Source organism: Lonsdalea quercina subsp. quercina, assembly GCF_000688695.1.
Classification (GTDB): Bacteria; Pseudomonadota; Gammaproteobacteria; order Enterobacterales; family Enterobacteriaceae; genus Lonsdalea; species Lonsdalea quercina_D.
Window position 1 is genome coordinate 1 of sequence record NZ_JIBQ01000006.1, and the last position, 19,287, is coordinate 19,287.

15 protein-coding genes, 1 tRNA gene, 2 rRNA genes and 1 other annotated feature are annotated in these 19,287 nt (G+C 52.6%); of the genes, 4 read left to right on the forward strand and 14 right to left on the reverse strand.

Features of this window, described 5'->3' with window-relative positions; translation table 11 throughout:
- The 6 genes from SB13_RS07310 to rluD all read right to left on the reverse strand — a co-directional run.
- A 23S ribosomal RNA gene (locus SB13_RS07310) occupies positions 1-1,331 on the reverse strand; the annotation flags it as partial.
- Between the two features lie 224 nt (positions 1,332-1,555).
- Positions 1,556-1,631 (reverse strand) — tRNA-Glu (locus SB13_RS07315).
- A 137-nt stretch (positions 1,632-1,768) separates the two neighbouring features.
- Positions 1,769-3,310 (reverse strand): 16S ribosomal RNA (locus SB13_RS07320).
- 468 nt (positions 3,311-3,778) lie between these two features.
- Entirely contained in the window at positions 3,779-6,352 is a 2,574-nt protein-coding gene (gene clpB, locus SB13_RS07325) for an ATP-dependent chaperone ClpB (RefSeq protein WP_026739724.1), read from the reverse strand.
- Positions 6,353-6,486: 134 nt separating this feature from the next.
- A complete protein-coding gene (gene yfiH, locus SB13_RS07330; protein WP_026739725.1) occupies positions 6,487-7,209 on the reverse strand; it encodes a purine nucleoside phosphorylase YfiH in 723 nt (240 codons plus the stop codon).
- A gap of 4 nt (positions 7,210-7,213) precedes the next feature.
- Complete coding sequence (gene rluD / locus SB13_RS07335; protein WP_026739726.1) at positions 7,214-8,191, reverse strand: 23S rRNA pseudouridine(1911/1915/1917) synthase RluD; 978 nt, start codon at positions 8,189-8,191, stop codon at positions 7,214-7,216.
- Between the two features lie 132 nt (positions 8,192-8,323).
- Between rluD and bamD the strand changes: the two genes are divergently transcribed.
- The 3 genes from bamD (at position 8,324) to pheA (ending at position 11,096) form a co-directional block, all read left to right on the forward strand.
- Positions 8,324-9,055, forward strand: coding sequence for an outer membrane protein assembly factor BamD (gene bamD / locus SB13_RS07340; protein WP_026739727.1), 732 nt, complete (start codon positions 8,324-8,326; stop codon positions 9,053-9,055).
- Between the two features lie 277 nt (positions 9,056-9,332).
- Complete coding sequence (gene raiA, locus SB13_RS07345; RefSeq protein WP_026739728.1) at positions 9,333-9,671, forward strand: ribosome-associated translation inhibitor RaiA; 339 nt, start codon at positions 9,333-9,335, stop codon at positions 9,669-9,671.
- A gap of 110 nt (positions 9,672-9,781) precedes the next feature.
- Positions 9,782-9,906, forward strand: a sequence feature (Phe leader region).
- 29 nt (positions 9,907-9,935) lie between these two features.
- On the forward strand, positions 9,936-11,096 hold the full coding sequence (gene pheA, locus SB13_RS07350) for a bifunctional chorismate mutase/prephenate dehydratase (protein ID WP_026739729.1): 1,161 nt from the start codon (positions 9,936-9,938) through the stop codon (positions 11,094-11,096).
- Between the two features lie 60 nt (positions 11,097-11,156).
- Here the strand turns inward: pheA and tyrA are convergent, their stop codons facing one another.
- From tyrA to ffh, 8 genes are all read right to left on the reverse strand, one after another.
- Positions 11,157-12,275, reverse strand: a complete 1,119-nt coding sequence (gene tyrA, locus SB13_RS07355) for a bifunctional chorismate mutase/prephenate dehydrogenase (protein ID WP_026739730.1) — start codon at positions 12,273-12,275, stop codon at positions 11,157-11,159.
- Positions 12,276-12,287: 12 nt separating this feature from the next.
- Entirely contained in the window at positions 12,288-13,352 is a 1,065-nt protein-coding gene (locus SB13_RS07360; protein WP_036150769.1) for a 3-deoxy-7-phosphoheptulonate synthase, read from the reverse strand.
- 588 nt (positions 13,353-13,940) lie between these two features.
- Positions 13,941-14,651, reverse strand: coding sequence for a DUF6216 family protein (locus tag SB13_RS07365; RefSeq protein WP_026739732.1), 711 nt, complete (start codon positions 14,649-14,651; stop codon positions 13,941-13,943).
- A 131-nt stretch (positions 14,652-14,782) separates the two neighbouring features.
- The gene (gene rplS / locus SB13_RS07370; RefSeq protein WP_026739733.1) at positions 14,783-15,130 is read right to left on the reverse strand and encodes a 50S ribosomal protein L19; all 348 of its coding nucleotides are present in this window, start codon (positions 15,128-15,130) and stop codon (positions 14,783-14,785) included.
- A 65-nt stretch (positions 15,131-15,195) separates the two neighbouring features.
- Entirely contained in the window at positions 15,196-15,948 is a 753-nt protein-coding gene (gene trmD, locus SB13_RS07375) for a tRNA (guanosine(37)-N1)-methyltransferase TrmD (protein ID WP_026739734.1), read from the reverse strand.
- Positions 15,949-15,985: 37 nt separating this feature from the next.
- On the reverse strand, positions 15,986-16,534 hold the full coding sequence (gene rimM, locus SB13_RS07380; RefSeq protein ID WP_026739735.1) for a ribosome maturation factor RimM: 549 nt from the start codon (positions 16,532-16,534) through the stop codon (positions 15,986-15,988).
- A gap of 18 nt (positions 16,535-16,552) precedes the next feature.
- Complete coding sequence (gene rpsP, locus SB13_RS07385; RefSeq protein WP_026739736.1) at positions 16,553-16,801, reverse strand: 30S ribosomal protein S16; 249 nt, start codon at positions 16,799-16,801, stop codon at positions 16,553-16,555.
- A gap of 158 nt (positions 16,802-16,959) precedes the next feature.
- Entirely contained in the window at positions 16,960-18,321 is a 1,362-nt protein-coding gene (gene ffh, locus SB13_RS07390; protein ID WP_026739737.1) for a signal recognition particle protein, read from the reverse strand.
- A 171-nt stretch (positions 18,322-18,492) separates the two neighbouring features.
- On the opposite strand from ffh, the gene SB13_RS07395 reads away from it, so the two are divergent.
- Positions 18,493-19,287 (forward strand): cytochrome C assembly family protein, encoded by a 795-nt coding sequence (locus SB13_RS07395; RefSeq protein ID WP_026739738.1) that lies wholly within the window; start codon positions 18,493-18,495, stop codon positions 19,285-19,287.

Sequence of the window (19,287 nt, forward strand, 5' to 3'; positions counted from 1 at the left end):
ATTAACGTTGGACAGGAACCCTTGGTCTTCCGGCGTGCGGGTTTTTTACCCGCATTATCGTTACTTATGTCAGCATTCGCACTTCTGATACCTCCAGCAACCCTCACAGGTCACCTTCGCAGGCTTACAGAACGCTCCCCTACCCAACAACACCTAAGTGTCGCTGCCGCAGCTTCGGTGCATGGTTTAGCCCCGTTACATCTTCCGCGCAGGCCGACTCGACCAGTGAGCTATTACGCTTTCTTTAAATGATGGCTGCTTCTAAGCCAACATCCTGGCTGTCTGGGCCTTCCCACATCGTTTCCCACTTAACCATGACTTTGGGACCTTAGCTGGCGGTCTGGGTTGTTTCCCTCTTCACGACGGACGTTAGCACCCGCCGTGTGTCTCCCGTGATAACATTCTTCGGTATTCGCAGTTTGCATCGAGTTGGTAAGCCGGGATGGCCCCCTAGTCGAAACAGTGCTCTACCCCCGAAGATGAGTTCACGAGGCGCTACCTAAATAGCTTTCGGGGAGAACCAGCTATCTCCCGGTTTGATTGGCCTTTCACCCCCAGCCACAAGTCATCCGCTAATTTTTCAACATTAGTCGGTTCGGTCCTCCAGTTAGTGTTACCCAACCTTCAACCTGCCCATGGCTAGATCACCGGGTTTCGGGTCTATACCCTGCAACTTAACGCCCAGTTAAGACTCGGTTTCCCTGCGGCTCCCCTATTCGGTTAACCTTGCTACAGAATATAAGTCGCTGACCCATTATACAAAAGGTACGCAGTCACCCTGATAAATCAAGGCTCCCACTGCTTGTACGTACACGGTTTCAGGTTCTATTTCACTCCCCTCGCCGGGGTTCTTTTCGCCTTTCCCTCACGGTACTGGTTCACTATCGGTCAGTCAGGAGTATTTAGCCTTGGAGGATGGNCCCCCCATATTCAGACAGGATAACACGTGTCCCGCCCTACTCATCGAACTCACAATCCATGCCTCTTCGTGTACGGGACTATCACCCTCTGTCGTGCGACTTTCCAGACGCTTCCACTAAGACACAAACTGATTCAGGTTCTGGGCTCCTCCCCGTTCGCTCGCCGCTACTAGGGGAATCTCGGTTGATTTCTTTTCCTCGGGGTACTGAGATGTTTCAGTTCCCCCGGTTCGCCTCGCAACACTATGTATTCATGTTGCGATAGTGCAACGGATTGCACTGGGTTTCCCCATTCGGGTATCGTCGGGTATAACGGTTCATATCACCTTGCCGACGCTTTTCGCAGATTAGCACGCCCTTCATCGCCTCTGACTGCCTAGGCATCCACCGTGTACGCTTAGTCACTTAACCTCACAACCCGAAGGTGTCTCGTAAGACACGCTTCACGCTGCGATTATTTGAGAGACTCTGACACAACCAAATCACATCTCAATACTGCACGGAGAGACATGTTCAGCTGCATCGTTTCAAATTTCAGCTTGTTCCAGATTGTTAAAGAGCAATATCTTAAACACGACTCGTTAAAGTCATCTTTAAGATATTCAGGTGATAATGCCTTTCACTCATTATCGGTATGGCGTCCCCAAGGGGATTCGAACCCCTGTTACCGCCGTGAAAGGGCGGTGTCCTAGGCCTCTAGACGATGGGGACACGAAATCCGACTCAGCCTTCCGGCTCAATCGTTCCGCATCAGCATGAGTCAGAGACTCATCATCAACAGGTGCGCTTTTGCTCTTGCTTTTTCATCAGACAATCTGTGTGAGCACTTCACTAGCACTTCACTTTGGTAAGGAGGTGATCCAACCGCAGGTTCCCCTACGGTTACCTTGTTACGACTTCACCCCAGTCATGAATCACAAAGTGGTAAGCGCCCTCCCGAAGGTTAAGCTACCTACTTCTTTTGCAACCCACTCCCATGGTGTGACGGGCGGTGTGTACAAGGCCCGGGAACGTATTCACCGTAGCATTCTGATCTACGATTACTAGCGATTCCGACTTCATGGAGTCGAGTTGCAGACTCCAATCCGGACTACGACGCACTTTATGAGGTCCGCTTACTCTCGCAAGTTCGCTTCTCTTTGTATGCGCCATTGTAGCACGTGTGTAGCCCTACTCGTAAGGGCCATGATGACTTGACGTCATCCCCACCTTCCTCCGGTTTATCACCGGCAGTCTCCTTTGAGTTCCCGACCGAATCGCTGGCAACAAAGGATAAGGGTTGCGCTCGTTGCGGGACTTAACCCAACATTTCACAACACGAGCTGACGACAGCCATGCAGCACCTGTCTCAGAGTTCCCGAAGGCACTAAAGCATCTCTGCTAAATTCTCTGGATGTCAAGAGTAGGTAAGGTTCTTCGCGTTGCATCGAATTAAACCACATGCTCCACCGCTTGTGCGGGCCCCCGTCAATTCATTTGAGTTTTAACCTTGCGGCCGTACTCCCCAGGCGGTCGACTTAACGCGTTAGCTCCGGAAGCCACAGTTCAAGACCGCAACCTCCAAGTCGACATCGTTTACAGCGTGGACTACCAGGGTATCTAATCCTGTTTGCTCCCCACGCTTTCGCACCTGAGCGTCAGTCTTTGTCCAGGGGGCCGCCTTCGCCACCGGTATTCCTCCAGATCTCTACGCATTTCACCGCTACACCTGGAATTCTACCCCCCTCTACAAGACTCTAGCTTGCCAGTTTCAAATGCAGTTCCCAAGTTAAGCTCGGGGATTTCACATCTGACTTAACAAACCGCCTGCGTGCGCTTTACGCCCAGTCATTCCGATTAACGCTTGCACCCTCCGTATTACCGCGGCTGCTGGCACGGAGTTAGCCGGTGCTTCTTCTGCGGGTAACGTCAATCAGCGAACGTATTAAGTTCACTGCCTTCCTCCCCGCTGAAAGTACTTTACAACCCGAAGGCCTTCTTCATACACGCGGCATGGCTGCATCAGGGTTTCCCCCATTGTGCAATATTCCCCACTGCTGCCTCCCGTAGGAGTCTGGACCGTGTCTCAGTTCCAGTGTGGCTGGTCATCCTCTCAGACCAGCTAGAGATCGTCGCCTAGGTGGGCCTTTACCCCGCCTACTAGCTAATCCCATCTGGGTTCATCCGATGGTGTGAGGCCCGAAGGTCCCCCACTTTGGTCTTGCGACGTTATGCGGTATTAGCTACCGTTTCCAGTAGTTATCCCCCTCCATCGGGCAGATCCCCAGACATTACTCACCCGTCCGCCGCTCGCCGGCAAGGAAGCAAGCTTCCTTCCGCTGCCGCTCGACTTGCATGTGTTAGGCCTGCCGCCAGCGTTCAATCTGAGCCATGATCAAACTCTTCAATTAAAAGCTTGATTTGCTAAGTTAATAGCGATGCTCAAAGAATTTACTGTTTATTCGTAATGAATTAACTGTTGTTCACTCTTCAAGACTTTTTCGTATCTAGTTGCGATAGTGTCTTGTGAGTGCCCACACAGATTGTCTGATTAAATTGTTAAAGAGCGTTTCGTTGCCGCCGTGGCGGCTAACGTGAGGCCGCGTATATTACGCTTACCTCATTCAGAGTCAACGACTTTCTTCGTTTTTCTCCGACTGTCACCGCGTTGCGTTGTCCGCTGTGCCGTGTCAGTGGGAGCGCATTATAGGGAGTTATTTCAGGCTGACAAGCGCTAAATGCAAAAAAATGGCCAACCGCTCACATTTAAACCAAAAGGTCAATTAACGGCGGTTTAAACCCCCGAAACGTACATTTAATCAACAAAAAAGCCCGGATATAAAAATATTCGGGCTTTCCCTAAGCGGATCAACATATCGCTACTGATGCGCGACGATAGACTCACCATCAACATCCAGGGTAATCGGCTTACCCGGAAGCAGCTTGCCTGACAATATTTGCTGCGCTAGCGGGTTTTCGATCAGTTGCTGTATGGCACGCTTCAATGGGCGAGCCCCATACACCGGATCGAACCCGATTTTACCCAGCATCTCCAACGCAGGTTCAGAAATCGTCACGCTATAGCCCCGTTCCTCCAGTCGCTGGTACAAACGCTGCAGCTGAATCTGGGCAATTGACGTAATGTGTTCCCGGCCTAACGGATGGAATACCACAACTTCATCAATACGGTTGATGAACTCAGGTCGGAAGTGGTGGCTAACGACATTCATGACCATATCGCGCATCTGGCTATAACTCATTTCGCCGAATCGTTCCTGAATAAGGTCCGATCCCAGATTGGACGTCATGATAACCACCGTGTTACGGAAATCCACCGTACGTCCCTGCCCGTCGGTCAAGCGGCCATCATCCAGCACCTGCAGCAAGATGTTAAACACATCAGGGTGCGCTTTCTCGACTTCATCCAGCAAAATGACGGAATAAGGACGGCGTCTCACCGCTTCCGTGAGGTAACCCCCTTCTTCATAACCGACATATCCCGGGGGCGCGCCCACCAGGCGGGATACCGAATGTTTTTCCATGAATTCGGACATATCGATACGCACCATCGCATCGTCGCTATCGAAGAGAAATTTCGCCAGCGTTTTGCACAGCTCGGTTTTCCCTACCCCTGTCGGCCCCAGGAAAAGGAACGAACCGATGGGACGATTAGGATCGGCCAGGCCGGCGCGGCTACGTCGGATTGAGTTCGCCACCGCTTCCACCGCTTCGTTCTGTCCTATCACGCGCTGATGCAGCTCATCTTCCATGCGCAGAAGTTTTTCGCGTTCGCCTTCCAGCATTCTCGATACTGGGATACCGGTTGAGCGCGCCAACACTTCGGCGATTTCGGTGTCCGTCACCTTATTACGCAGCAGACGCATGGTTTTACCTTCCGACTGCGTCGCCGCCGCCAGCTGTTTTTCCAGCTCCGGTATCTTCCCGTACTGCAATTCCGACATTTGACCCAAATCGCCCTGACGGCGCGCCTGCTCCAATTCGATCTTGGCTTGTTCCAGCGCGGCCTTGATGTTCTGGGTACCCGTCAGCGAGGCTTTTTCGGCCTTCCACTCTTCTTCCAGCTTTGAGTAGTCCCGCTCTTTCTCTTCCAGCTCGGTGTTCAAAATCTCCAGACGTTTGAGGCTGGCTTCATCAGACTCTTTCTTTAACGCCTGCTGTTCAAGCTTCAGTTGGATGATGCGTCGGTCCAAACGATCCAGCGCCTCAGGCTTCGAGTCGATTTGCATACGAATGCTGGATGCCGCCTCGTCGATCAGGTCAATCGCCTTGTCCGGCAGCTTACGGTCTGCGATATAGCGATGGGACAACGTCGCCGCGGCCACAATCGCCGGGTCCGTGATTTGAACATGATGATGCAGCTCATAACGCTCTTTCAGCCCACGCAGAATCGCGATGGTATCTTCCACCGTTGGTTCAGCCACAAATACTTTCTGGAAGCGACGCTCCAGCGCTGCGTCTTTCTCTATGTACTGGCGGTATTCGTCTAACGTGGTCGCCCCGACGCAGTGCAGCTCACCGCGCGCCAGCGCCGGCTTCAGCATATTACCCGCGTCCATAGCGCCGTCCGCTTTCCCTGCACCGACCATCGTATGCAGCTCATCGATAAACAGGATAACGCTGCCTTCCTGTTTCGATAGGTCGTTCAAGACGCCTTTCAGGCGCTCTTCGAATTCGCCGCGGAACTTGGCGCCAGCCACCAGCGATCCCATGTCCAGCGCCAGCACGCGTTTATTTTTCAACCCTTCAGGCACTTCTCCGTTGACGATACGCTGCGCCAACCCTTCGACAATAGCCGTTTTACCAACCCCAGGCTCACCGATGAGGACCGGATTGTTTTTAGTTCTGCGCTGCAGCACCTGAATCGTGCGGCGAATTTCTTCATCACGACCAATGACGGGGTCCAATTTGCCCTGCTCGGCACGTTCGGTTAAATCGATTGTGAATTTTTTCAATGCCTGGCGCTGATCTTCAGCCCCTTGTTCGTTCACGTTTTCTCCTCCACGGATTTGGTCAATCGCTTTGGTCACGCTCTCCATGTTGGCGCCGGCGTTCTTTAACAGATCCGTCAACGTGCTCCGCGCTTCCAACGCCGCCAGAACAAACAGTTCCGACGATATAAAGGTGTCACCCCTTTTCTGAGCCAGCTTGTCGCAAAGATTTAATGTCCGCACCAACTCATTGGATGGCTGTACATCGCCGCCCGTCCCTTCAACCTGCGGGAGACGGCTTAACGCCTGCTCAATTTCTTGTTTCAGATGAGCGACATTAACGCCAGCTGCGGTTAACAGCGGGCTGACCGTGCTTCCTTCCTGATTCAAAAGGGCACTCATTAAATGCAGTGGTTCGATAAATTGATTGTCTCGACCGAGAGCGAGAGATTGGGCATCAGCGAGGGCAAGCTGGAACTTGTTTGTAAGACGATCCAGACGCATAACTCCTCCGATTTATACTGATCAAATGTGCTACTGGAGATTAGATGAGGCCGAGCCCCAAATTTTCAAGATGATTTGTCAGTAATAATAGTAGGAATAATGTTCTACGCGCTGGACCGCCCTAATTCAAAAGGTTATATCAGCCAGATTAAACTTGCCATTCGACCGGTAACGCCGTCGCGGCGGTAGGAGAAGAAGTGTTGCGGACGGCTCACCGTGCAGTATTCGCCGCCGTAAATATGAGTGACGCCTGCTGCGCGCAGTCGCAGTCGGGCTAGCTGAAAGATGTCGGCCAGGTACTTATCGTCACGAGCGACAAACGAGCGCGCCGCAGCGGGATCGCTCGCCATGAACGCCTCTCGCACCTCAGCGCCGACTTCGAATTGCTGTGGCCCAATAGCGGGACCGAGCCACGCCATTATTTCCGATGGCGCCGCCCGGAAAGCCTGCAACGTCTGTTCCAGCACACCGGCCTGCAATCCTCGCCAACCCGCATGCGCCGCCGCAACCTCATTCCCTTGCAACGAACAAAACAGCACCGGCAAACAATCGGCCGTCATCACCGCACAGACCTTGCCTGGACGGGAGGTATAGACAGCATCCCCCGTCGTCCCGGGAAACGCGTCGTCAAGATTGACGACCTGAGTCCCATGCACCTGCTGAAGCCAATGCGGCTCAGCAGGGAGTTCGGCGTCTGCCACTAATCGACGGCGATTTTGCTCCACGCACGCAATGTCATCGCCCACGTGGTTGCCGAGATTAAGAGAAGCATAGGGTTCGCTGCTGCTTCCCCCGCTACGCGTGGTTGAACAGGAGCGGATGGACGCTGGCGCGGGCCAGTCGGGCTGAATCAGCATGTTTTCACCAGTCCAGTTGATCCTTGAACTCTTCGGTATCCGCTTTCAGTGCCGCAACTAAATCCACCATATCCTGCGGCAACGCTGCATGCCACTCCATCTGAATACCGGTGACGGGATGGTACAGTCTCAGCATGGTGGCGTGGAGCGCCTGACGATCGAAGCCGCGCAGCACACTAATGAATTCGTCGGAAGCGCCTTTCGGCGGACGGGGGCGACCGCCATAGAGCGGATCGCCGACCAGCGGATGTGCGATATGCGACATATGAACGCGAATCTGGTGGGTTCGCCCCGTTTCCAGACGAAGTCTGAGCCGGGTATGAGCACGGAAATGCTCCATAATCCGGTAATGCGTGACCGCCGGTTTGCCCATCGGATGCACGGCCATGTGCGTGCGTTTCGTAGGATGACGCGCAATAGGTTCTTCCACCATGCCGCCCGCCGTCATATTACCGATCGCCACAGCTTCATATTCACGCGTGATTTCTCGGGCCTGCAGCGATTCCACCAGCCGGGTCTGCGCCGGGACGGTTTTGGCGACCACCATCAGCCCGGTGGTGTCTTTATCCAGTCGATGAACGATGCCGGCGCGCGGCACATCGACAATCTCGGGATAATAATGAAGCAGCGCATTCAGCACGGTGCCGTCCGGATTGCCCGCGCCCGGATGAACGACCAAGCCTCGCGGCTTGTTGATGACCAGAATATCCTGATCTTCGTAGACGATATCCAGCGGGATCGCCTGAGGCTCCCAGCGGGCTTCCTCTTCGATCAACGCGTCGACGGCAATCGTTTCGCCTCCCAGCACCTTCTCTTTAGGTTTATCAATCACGGTGCCATTCACCTGCACGCGCTGGTCCAGAATCCACTCTTTTAAGCGAGAACGTGAATAATCAGGGAACAATTCTGCCAAAGCCTGATCTAAACGTTGTCCGAGTTGCGATTCGGCCACCGTTGCGGTGAGTTGTACTTGTTGTGCCATAGTATGCCGCTTCTTTTACGTTGGGTTTTAACGGCGATGCCGTATAAAATCATGTACCATTGTAGCTGGTCTTCATCGGGAGCTTAACGGACAGTTTCCCGTAAAAAACACTCTGAGGATAATCAAAACGTCATGACGCGTATGAAATATCTGGTGGCTGCTGCCACGTTGAGCCTGGTACTGGCGGGTTGTTCCAGCACCAAGGATGCGGTTCCAGACCGTCCACCTGCCGAGCTTTACGCCACCGCGCAGGAGAAATTGCAGGAGGGCAACTTTAAGGCAGCCATTACGCAGTTGGAAGCGTTGGATAACCGTTATCCATTCGGCCCTTATTCCCAGCAGGTTCAGCTTGACCTGATCTACGCCTACTATAAATCCGCCGAGTTACCGTTAGCTCAGGCATCCATCGACCGCTTCCTGCGTCTGAACCCCACGAGTCCCAATGTGGATTACGTGTTGTACATGCGCGGATTAACCAACATGGCGTTAGATGACAGTGCGTTGCAGGGTTTCTTCGGTGTAGATCGTTCAGACCGCGATCCGCAGTACGCCCGCGCCGCCTTCAAGGCATTCAGCCAACTGGCGGAGGGCTATCCTCGCAGCCTGTATGTGACCGATGCCGGCAAACGTCTGGCGTTTCTGAAAGAGCGTTTGGCGAAGTATGAACTTTCGGTCGCGCAATATTACACGAAACGCGGCGCGTATGTCGCGGTGGTTAATCGTGTTGAGCAGATGCTGAAAGACTACCCGGATACTCAGGCCACGCGTACGGCTCTGCCGCTGATGGAAAATGCTTATCGCCAGATGCAGTTGACCGGAGAGGCGGACAAAGTCGCGAAGCTGATCTCGGCTAATCAAGCCTGATCAAGCGCGTTAGAAAGGATTGCACAACGGCAGCTTAGGCTGCCTTTTTTACGTCCATTGCCCGTTGGGCAAAACAATGTCTGGCGGCAAATCCTGAAAATTTTGGCATAGCTCCCCCTTCACTGACAAGGCCTGCGGCCAGAATCCCAACACCCGCTCACAAATCACACGACCATTCTGATATATGACAAAAAAAAGACTTAAAACCCTGCCATTTTAGCCATCTCGGGGTATGCTGAAATTATCCAAGACGGACAAGGCAGAGAGGTAAACGTTTATGACTATCAACATTACCAGTAAGCAAATGGATATCACCCCGGCAATACGCAAACATGTCGAAGACCGTCTCACCAAGCTGGACAAGTGGCAAACCAGCCTAATCAATCCACACATTATCCTGTCGAAAGAGCCCAAAGGCTTTGTGGCTGACGCCACCATTGGCACACCAAACGGACCGCTGGTCGCAAGCGCAAAACATGAAGATATGTATACTGCGGTCAACGAACTTATCGCCAAGCTCGAACGGCAGTTGAACAAGGCTCAGCATAAAGGCGAAGCGCGTCGTGCAGACACGTGCCTTAAAGACATCGCGCCACTACCGACCCCGGAAGAGTAATTCCCGGCTTCCCAACCGTGATGTTGTTAACGCGTCGAAAGGCGCGTTTTTTATTGACAGGATGAAAAGGCAGTCGTTAACCTAGCCCCATCAACCGTCAGGATTTCATTAATGACACGCCACTCATTGTTCTTCGTCTTCTTCTTTTTCTTCCCCTGCTGGGGGGGCGCTTGGTCGTGTGAGTAAGAATACGAAGACGAACAAAAAGCCTCCTGAAAACAGGAGGCTTTTTTTTGTTCTGGACAGCAAACAGGGTAAAGCAAAATGACCGACAATCCATTATTGGCACTGCGCGACCGCATCAGCGCGCTGGATTTACAGCTGCTGGAGCTTCTGGCTCAACGACGAGAGCTGGCTCTGGACGTTGCCCGCGCTAAGCAAACAACGCATCGTCCTATCAGAGACAAAGAGCGTGAACGCGACCTGCTGGCGCGCCTGGTAGAAGCAGGCAAGAAGTATCAACTCGATGGTCACTACATCACCCGGCTGTTCCAGTTGATCATCGAGGACTCCGTACTGACCCAGCAGGCTCTGCTCCAACAGCACCTGAATCAAACCGGCGCACTCTCGGCTCGTGTGGCGTTCCTCGGCCCTAAAGGCTCCTATTCCCACCTGGCCGCACGTCAATATACCGCGCGTCACTTCGACCAGATCATCGAATGCGGCTGCCAGAAGTTTCAGGATATTTTCACCACGGTTGAGAATGGCCACGCAGATTACGGCGTTTTGCCAATCGAAAATACCAGCTCAGGATCGATTAACGACGTCTACGATCTGCTGCAACACACAGGACTGTCGATCGTGGGCGAACTTTCCAACCCGATCGACCACTGCGTGTTGGTGGCTACAGACACTCAGCTTGATCAGATCCAAACCGTTTATAGCCATCCTCAGCCTTTCCAGCAATGCAGCCATTACATCAATCGCTTCCCGCACTGGAAAATCGAATATTGCGAAAGCAGCGCCGCCGCGATGGCGAAAGTGGCCGAGCTGAACTCTCCTCACGCCGCTGCGCTGGGGAGTGAGGCCGGAGGTACGCTTTACAATCTGCAAGTGCTGGAGCACAACCTGGCAAACCAGACGCAAAACTACACCCGCTTCATCGTACTGGCTCGCAAGCAAATTGACGTTGCAGAACAGGTTCCAGCTAAAACCACGTTGATTATGGCGACCGGCCAGCAATCGGGCGCGTTGGTCGAAGCGCTGCAGGTTTTGCGGGATCAAGGCATTATCATGACCAAACTGGAGTCTCGTCCTATCCACGGCAACCCGTGGGAAGAGATGTTCTACATTGATGTCCAGGCAAACCTGCGCAGCAAGCCGATGCAGAAAGCCATCAATGAACTCACGGCGATCACTCGTTCGCTGAAAGTCCTCGGCTGCTACCCTAGCGAAAATGTCGTCCCGGTCGATTTGGGCGGTTAAACGCAAACGCCGCCATTTCCATAAGGAGATGGCGGCGCAAGTGTCTTACAGGTAAAGGGGTTAGCGAATATCGTTGGCCTGTCGCAACAATGTACGGCTTTCGCTCATAAACCGACGTGAATAGTCGCCGAACCAATGTTCCACTTTCTTAAAACTGTTGATGAACGCCGTTTTATCGCCATTCTCTAAAAGCGCAATCGCTTTGCCGAACCGCTCGTAATAACGCTTGATCAAAGCCAGGTTATTGCCGGATGACATGATGATGTCTGCGTAAAGCTGCGGGTCCTGAGCAAACAGCCGCCCCACCATCGCTAGCTCCAGGCGATAGATGGGCGATGACAACGCCAGCAATTGTTCGATCTGAACATTCTCTTCCGTCAGATGTAACCCGTACACAAACGTCGTGAAATGGCGTAACGCCTGGATGAAGGTCATGTTCTGATCGTGCTCGACCGCGCTAATGCGATGCAAACGCGCGCCCCAGACACGGATCTGTTCCAGCAGCCACTGATAGGCTTCCGGTTGGCGTCCATCGCAGTACACCACCACCTGCTTGGCCAGACTGCCGGTATCCGGACCGAACATCGGGTGCAGCCCCACAACCGGTCCCTGATGCACCGCCAGCATCGCCTGCAGCGGACCATTTTTAACCGACGCCAAATCCACCAGCAGGCAGTCCTCCGGCAGCGGCGGCAGTTGGGCAATCACCTGTTCGGTAAGATGAATCGGTACGCTGACGATCACCATCCCCGCATCCGCCAGCAGTTCGTTCGCCCGAGGCCAGTCCTCCTGTTCCAGGATTTTGACCTGGTAACCGGAAAGGGTCAGCATTTTATCGAACATGCGTCCCATCTGACCGCGACCGCCGATAATGACGACCGACCGCAGTGAAGGGTTCAACGTTTTGAACCCTTTGTCATTTTCGCTGGAATAGGATTCACGCATGACGCGCCGCAGCACATCTTCAATCAACGAGGGAGGAACCCCTAAGGCCTCGGCCTCCTTTCGACGAGAAGCCAGCATTTCCGCTTCCCGGTCTGGCGCGTAAATCGGTAATCCATAGTGACTTTTGACTTCGCCCACTTCTGCGACGAGTTTTAACCGCCGAGACAACAATGCCAATAGTGCCTTATCTACCTCGTCAATCTGATCACGTAACGCGGTCAGTTCAGCGGTCATCTACTCTTCTCCTTACTGATGGGTGCGTATCGCGCCAAGATCCTGGTGCACCGATCGCAATAATGATTCTGTCTTTTCCCAACTAATGCAGGCATCCGTGACAGACACACCGTAATGCATCTGAGAACGCGGCTGTTCGGAAGACTGGCTGCCTTCATTCAGGTGGCTTTCCAGCATCAGGCCGATGATGGAACGATTGCCGGCTTTGAGCTGCTCCACGGCAGACGCCACCACCAGCGGCTGGCGACGATAATCTTTGTTCGAATTTCCGTGGCTACAATCTATCATCAGCGCCGGTTTCAGTCCCGCATCACGCATCTGTTTTTCACATTCCGCCACGTCTTCCGCACTGTAGTTCGGCCTTTTTCCGCCGCGCAAGATGACATGTCCGTCCCTGTTCCCCTGCGTATGCAGCAAACAAACCTGACCACTTTGGTTGATCCCCATAAAGCGGTGCGCCATCGAGGCGGCCTTCATGGCATTGATGGCCGTGCCAAGGCTGCCATCCGTGCCATTCTTGAATCCAACCGGCATGGAAAGCCCGGATGCCATCTCACGGTGTGTCTGCGACTCCGTGGTTCTCGCACCGATTGCAGACCAGCTGAAAAGATCGCCCAGGTACTGCGGACTATTGGGATCCAGCGCTTCCGTCGCCAGAGGGAGGCCGATATTGACCAGCTTCAGCAGCAGATCGCGCGCAACATGCAGACCGGCTTCCATATCGCACGAACCGTCCATATGCGGATCGTTAATCAACCCTTTCCAGCCAACGGTGGTGCGGGGTTTTTCGAAGTAAACGCGCATGACGATATAGAGCCTGTCGCTCAGCTCTGCCGACAAAGACTGCAATCTGCGGGCATACTCCAGCGCGGCATCGGTGTCATGGATGGAACAAGGACCACACACAATCAGCAACCGATCATCCCGACCGTGGATAATATCCGCCACGGCTTGTCGTGAGCGAGAAATCGCCTGCTGAGCTTCGTCACTCAGGGGAAACTTCGCTTTTAATTCATCGGGAGTAATCAATATCTGTTCTTCAACGATATTGACGTTATTAAGCGCGTCTTTCTGCATGTTCATGGTCCTGTCCCTTATGCTGTGCCTGTGCGGTGATGATGGTGAATATCTATTTCGGGACACAGTATCACAAGGTGTAAATGTTTAAAACCACGCCATGTAAAGTTATTATTACCCTTATAAGCCACGTGATATTCAGGGTGGAATTTGTATACCCGCCCCGAAAAACGTCTGTCCGGTATTGGCATCTCGTCACTGAATAACACTGAATATGAGAGGCCTGCGGCCTAAACTTCTTGGCTTTGGATTACTTCCAAAAAAGATAAAATATTAATAAACTCAAAATATTAAAAACAAAACTCACAGAAAAAACGTTGTATTCGCCACCTAAAATATAAAACAGCGTTTCACCCTTTTCTCGTTGGATGAGCTGATCCTGCAAGACAATCATAAAGGGCATTAGACAATCTAAACTCGCAACGAGTGTAAACTTTTTATTACACTCAAAACATGAGTGCATCGTCCATCGATACACGTCTACTCTGCTAAGGCCGTCTAAATTTAGCGGAAGGCCGATGCCACTATTGCTAGATTTGATTTACGTGATTGCAGGGAGAGTACAGCCTCTACACCTCACGGCTTATGTCACGTCAGGTATTGATAAGCGAGGNTTTTTTCTTTCTCATGGTGAGCAATGGCTTTTTTGCGCAACAAAATGTCTGAGAATATCGAGATTAAGATGAAAACAAAGAACACCAGAAAGTATAAGTAGATGATGGAAAACCAAACCTTGTTGTAGCGAGTCTCATCGATTCTTTTTTGAATATCCTGCTGTGACTTTTCCATGCCAATGTTACCGCATACGGTCCTTACCAACGCGGGAGAAAGGTGCAAATCAAGTGAGATATCGTCATAGGATTGACTCCTACAGGTCGTAGGCGTGATTTCCCAAGGCTGCTGACCCACCACCCCCTTGGCTTTATCTAACGTTAACAAGAAGTTTTCCTTCCCTTCCACCGTCATCGTTAACGACGCCCAGTCGTGAGGAACACGGATGACGTAACGGCCCATGACATAGGTCATCACGCTGAACAGGCTGGCAAACAGGATGGATAAGATAACGGCGCCAAGGTAGTCGGCCCGACCCGGAGGCGTCAGCAACTTTTTTCTGGATTTAATGCCGCTCAGCCTGATCATCCAGGGTTTTACGTCCTCGATAAGTCCCCATGCTTCGCGATCTTCAGGAAGGGTTCTTAGCCATCGCCAAACGACTCTAACGCAAAGCGCCGCGGCGGCCGCGAAAGCCCCCCATAGCGGGCTCCCCAAAATAGCGTTGACTTGCTGCAGATCGTTCATGATTTCTCCTTAAATCGCTTACGTTCGTTGCTCCTCTCTTTAATGTAATGATTTTTAGATACAAAAAAAGGGGCGGCATAGAGGCCACCCCTTCATTCAAAACGACTTTCGGATGTCGCGAAAGCGCGTTCTTAGTTAAGACGCTCTTTGATACGAGCAGACTTACCAGCACGCTCACGCAGGTAGTACAGTTTCGCTTTACGTACGGCACCACGGCGTTTCACAGTAATGCTGTCCACTACTGGAGAATGCGTCTGGAATACACGTTCCACGCCTTCGCCGTTAGAAATCTTGCGAACAGTGAATGCAGAATGCAGACCGCGGTTACGAATAGCGATAACCACGCCCTCGAATGCCTGCAGACGTTTTTTAGAACCTTCAACGACCCATACCTTAACTTCCACGGAATCACCCGGACGGAATGAAGGTACGTCTTGCTTCATCTGCTCTTGTTCGATCTGTTTAATGATGTTGCTCATAATATGTCTCTTACCCTAGGTAAACTGATATATGGGTTCGCCCGGCGCTGCGCCGTCACGGCCCCCTAATACTCTTGTTGTGACTGATGTTCCCGTTGGAATTCAGCCAACAACGTTGTTTGCTCGTCAGTCAGAGCTAGGCTTTTCAGAAGTTCAGGTCTTCTAAGCCAGGTTCGGCCCAGCGACTGCTTCAAACGCCAGCGACGTATTTCAGCATGGTTGCCTGACAGTAAAACTGCCGGGACTTCCATCCCCGTCAACACTTCAGGCCGGGTGAAATGAGGGCAATCCAGCAATCCATCCGCAAAAGAGTCTTCTTCTGCGGAAGCTTCATGACCCAGCACGCCCGGGATAAACCGGGAAACAGAGTCAATCAGCGTCATTGCCGGCAGTTCGCCGCCGCTGAGCACATAATCACCGATAGACCACTCTTCGTCGACTTCGGTTTTGATTACGCGCTCGTCAATTCCCTCGTACCTTCCACAGACCAGAATCATCTTCTGATGTGTGGCAAGTTGACGTACGCCTTGCTGATCTAATTTGCGGCCCTGTGGTGACAGATAAATCACCCGAGCGCCTTCGCCTGCCGCTGCTTTAGCTGCATGAATCGCATCCCGCAAAGGTTGCACCATCATCAGCATCCCGGGACCGCCGCCATAAGGGCGATCGTCCACGGTGCGATGCCGGTCGTAGGTGAAGTCTCGCGGACTCCAATATTCTACGCTCAGCAGGCCATTTTTTACTGCCCGGCCAGTGACTCCATAATCAGTAATGGCGCGGAACATTTCTGGAAACAGGCTGATTACCCCAATCCACATAGCATCGTTCCACTCGTTACTGCTCGTTGTACGGAGATCAAAAACCAGGATCCCAATCTACTTCAATACGTTGAGTAGAGAGGTCAACATGCTTGATCACCTGCTCTGTCAGGAACGGAATTAACCGCTCCTTGACCCCGTAAGCATCTTTCAGGTTAGCTCTTACTACCATTACGTCGTTCGAACCGGTTTCCATCATATCGATGACTTTGCCCAGCCCGTAACCGTTAATGGTTACGACTTCACAGCCAATAAGATCTTTCCAGTAATAATCACCCTCATCCAGCTCAGGAAGCTGAGATACGTCGACAACAATCTCGCAATTGGTCAACAGATTCGCTGCATCCCGATCTTCAACATCTTTGATCTTGATGATCAGGTCCTGATTATGGTGCCTCCAGCTCTCTATTTCGATGAGCTGCAAGCCGCCTTTATTCCGGAGATACAAGGGCTGATAGTCAAAAATACTTTCGGCATCTTCGGTGGAGGAAAACACTCTGAGCCAACCTCTGATGCCATACGTCGACCCCATTTTCCCGAGGACTACCGGGTTTGTAGGGGCTTGAGGGCTAAGCTGCTTGCTCATTGTCACCACCGCAACAGGTTATGCTGCTTTTTTAGCGTCTTTGATCAGCGCAGATACGCGATCAGAAACGGTAGCGCCCTGGCCAACCCAGTGCTCGATACGATCTAGGTCCAGACGCAGTGCTTCGGCCTGACCGGTTGCGATCGGGTTGAAGAAACCTACACGCTCAATAAAACGACCGTCGCGCGCATTGCGGCTATCGGTCACGACGACTTGGTAGAACGGGCGTTTTTTAGCGCCGCCACGTGCCAAACGAATAGTTACCATAACATCCTCTTTAGTGAATAAAACAACCGGGCCCCATCGAGGAACGGGGCCCAGTGTCATATAAAAAGCCCGAAAATTTTACTCATTTTGGCGTAAAAAGCAATCTAAAGCGTGTTTCATCCCCGAATACTTTCTACGCCGCGGTAAAACATCAGACGTTAGCGCCCCGGAAAGCCCGGCGGCATCATACCTTTCATTCCGCGCATCATTTTCGCCATGCCGCCATTTTTCATCTTCTTCATCATGCGCTGCATGTCGTCAAACTGCTTCAGCAGCCGATTGACGTCTTGCACCTGCATGCCTGAACCCATAGCGATACGGCGTTTGCGCGATCCCTTGATAATTTCAGGTTTAGCGCGCTCTTTCTGCGTCATGGAATTGATGATGGCTTCCATACGCACCAGAACCTTGTCATCCATCTGTGACTTGACGTTATCCGGCAGTTGGCCCATCCCCGGCAGCTTGCTCATCATGCTGGCCATGCCGCCCATGTTGCGCATCTGCTTGAGCTGGTCAAGGAAGTCGGTCAGGTCGAACCCGTCGCCCTTTTTCAGCTTTTTCGCCAGCTTCTCAGCTTGGGTGCGGTCGACCTTGGTTTCCAGCTCTTCGATCAGGGACAGGACGTCCCCCATTCCCAGAATACGGGACGCGATACGATCCGGGTGGAACGGCTCCAGTGCCTCCGTCTTTTCACCGACGCCGAGGAATTTAATCGGCTTGCCGGTGATATGGCGGATAGACAGCGCCGCACCGCCACGGGCGTCACCGTCGATTTTAGTCAGGATCACACCGGTCAGCGGCAGCGCCTCATTAAACGCTTTCGCCGTGTTCGCCGCATCCTGCCCCGTCATGGCATCGACCACAAACAGAGTTTCCACGGGATTTAATGCCGCATGGACCTGCTTGATCTCATCCATCATCGCGTCATCAACGTGCAGTCGACCCGCGGTATCTACCAGCAGGACATCATAAAACTGCAGTTGGGCATGCTTTAACGCTTGATTGACGATATCGACCGGCTTTTGACCGGCGTCGGATGGGAAAAAGTCGACCCCAACCGTCTGCGCCAACGTTTCCAGCTGCTTGATCGCCGCAGGGCGATACACGTCCGCTGAAACCACCAGCACTTTTTTCTTCTGCTTCTCGCGCAGGAAATTACCCAGCTTACCGACGCTGGTCGTTTTACCCGCACCTTGCAAACCCGCCATCAGGACAACGGCGGGAGGCTGCGCCGCCAGATTCAGCTCGGCATTGACCTCGCCCATGGAGGCAACCAGTTCGTTCTGAACAATCTTGACGAACTCCTGCCCCGGCGTCAGGCTTTTATTCACCTCGTGGCCGACGGCCCGCTCCTTGACGCGATTGATGAAATCACGCACCACGGGCAGTGCCACATCGGCTTCAAGTAACGCCATGCGAACTTCACGCAGCGTCTCTTTAATATTCTCTTCAGTCAGTCGGCCTCGGCCGCTGATGTTGCGCAAAGTGCGCGATAGTCGATCGGTTAGATTTTCAAACATAGCTCTGCTCAACGTAAACTGGCCGCTATCGCGACGTGAACGGTGGGGATTATAACACGAAAGCGGCGGCAATCTCCGCGAGTGTTTACGGATAACAGGTTGGTGGGCCGTAATGACTAAGGCTATACTGGCCGTCCTTATTACTCTGTTGATATTAAATAATCTAACGCTATGTCTGTTTTCGCCATCGTGGCTTTAGCGGCCTATTCGCTCAGTCTGGGGCTGATTGTTCCCAGCCTGTTGAAAAAGAACAGCGCCTATCGTCGGTTGGCGGTAGCCTCTGCGGTGCTCGCGCTTGCCTGTCATGCCGTGGCGCTCTATCAACGCATCTTTGATGTCTACGCTGGGCAGAATCTGAGCCTGCTCAACATCGGCTCGCTGGTCAGTCTGATGATCTGTTCGGTCATGACCTTCGTCGCCACACGCAATCGCGGCTGGTTTCTGCTGCCCGTTGTCTATACTTTCGCGCTGATAAACCTGGCCTTCGCGACGTTTATGCCGGGCGAATTCATCACTCATCTTGAAAATGAACCTGGGTTGATGGTGCATATCGGCCTGGCGCTGTTTGCCTACGCCACGCTGATGATTGCCGCGCTGTACGCGCTGCAGATGGCGTCTCTGGACTACATGTTGAAGAATAAAATGTTGGGATTTACGTCGGATATGCCGCCGCTGCTCAGCATTGAACGCAAGATGTTCCACATCACTCAGGTCGGGGTGATTCTACTGACGCTGACACTGTGCACCGGGATGTTTTACATGAGCGACTTGCTCAACAATAAAGAGAATCTCCACAAGGCGCTGTTCTCTTTGCTGGCCTGGTTCGTCTATATTCTGCTGCTGTGGGGTCACTACCATGAGGGCTGGAGGGGTCGCCGTGTGGTTTACTTCAACCTCATAGGCGCATTACTGTTGACGCTGTCCTATTTCGGCAGCCGTGTCATCAATCCTTTTCTCGTTCATTAA

What these genes read in the sequence shown, in the direction of transcription:
- SB13_RS07395 (WP_026739738.1), top strand. Translation starts at nt 18,493, where the DNA reads ATGTCTGTTTTCGCCATCGTGGCTTTAGCGGCCTATTCGCTCAGTCTG.
- SB13_RS07360 (WP_036150769.1), bottom strand. Translation starts at nt 13,352, where the DNA reads ATGCAGAAAGACGCGCTTAATAACGTCAATATCGTTGAAGAACAGATA.
- clpB (WP_026739724.1), bottom strand. Translation starts at nt 6,352, where the DNA reads ATGCGTCTGGATCGTCTTACAAACAAGTTCCAGCTTGCCCTCGCTGAT.
- raiA (WP_026739728.1), top strand. Translation starts at nt 9,333, where the DNA reads ATGACTATCAACATTACCAGTAAGCAAATGGATATCACCCCGGCAATA.
- pheA (WP_026739729.1), top strand. Translation starts at nt 9,936, where the DNA reads ATGACCGACAATCCATTATTGGCACTGCGCGACCGCATCAGCGCGCTG.
- trmD (WP_026739734.1), bottom strand. Translation starts at nt 15,948, where the DNA reads ATGTGGATTGGGGTAATCAGCCTGTTTCCAGAAATGTTCCGCGCCATT.
- rplS (WP_026739733.1), bottom strand. Translation starts at nt 15,130, where the DNA reads ATGAGCAACATCATTAAACAGATCGAACAAGAGCAGATGAAGCAAGAC.
- tyrA (WP_026739730.1), bottom strand. Translation starts at nt 12,275, where the DNA reads ATGACCGCTGAACTGACCGCGTTACGTGATCAGATTGACGAGGTAGAT.
- yfiH (WP_026739725.1), bottom strand. Translation starts at nt 7,209, where the DNA reads ATGCTGATTCAGCCCGACTGGCCCGCGCCAGCGTCCATCCGCTCCTGT.
- rpsP (WP_026739736.1), bottom strand. Translation starts at nt 16,801, where the DNA reads ATGGTAACTATTCGTTTGGCACGTGGCGGCGCTAAAAAACGCCCGTTC.
- rimM (WP_026739735.1), bottom strand. Translation starts at nt 16,534, where the DNA reads ATGAGCAAGCAGCTTAGCCCTCAAGCCCCTACAAACCCGGTAGTCCTC.
- bamD (WP_026739727.1), top strand. Translation starts at nt 8,324, where the DNA reads ATGACGCGTATGAAATATCTGGTGGCTGCTGCCACGTTGAGCCTGGTA.
- ffh (WP_026739737.1), bottom strand. Translation starts at nt 18,321, where the DNA reads ATGTTTGAAAATCTAACCGATCGACTATCGCGCACTTTGCGCAACATC.
- rluD (WP_026739726.1), bottom strand. Translation starts at nt 8,191, where the DNA reads ATGGCACAACAAGTACAACTCACCGCAACGGTGGCCGAATCGCAACTC.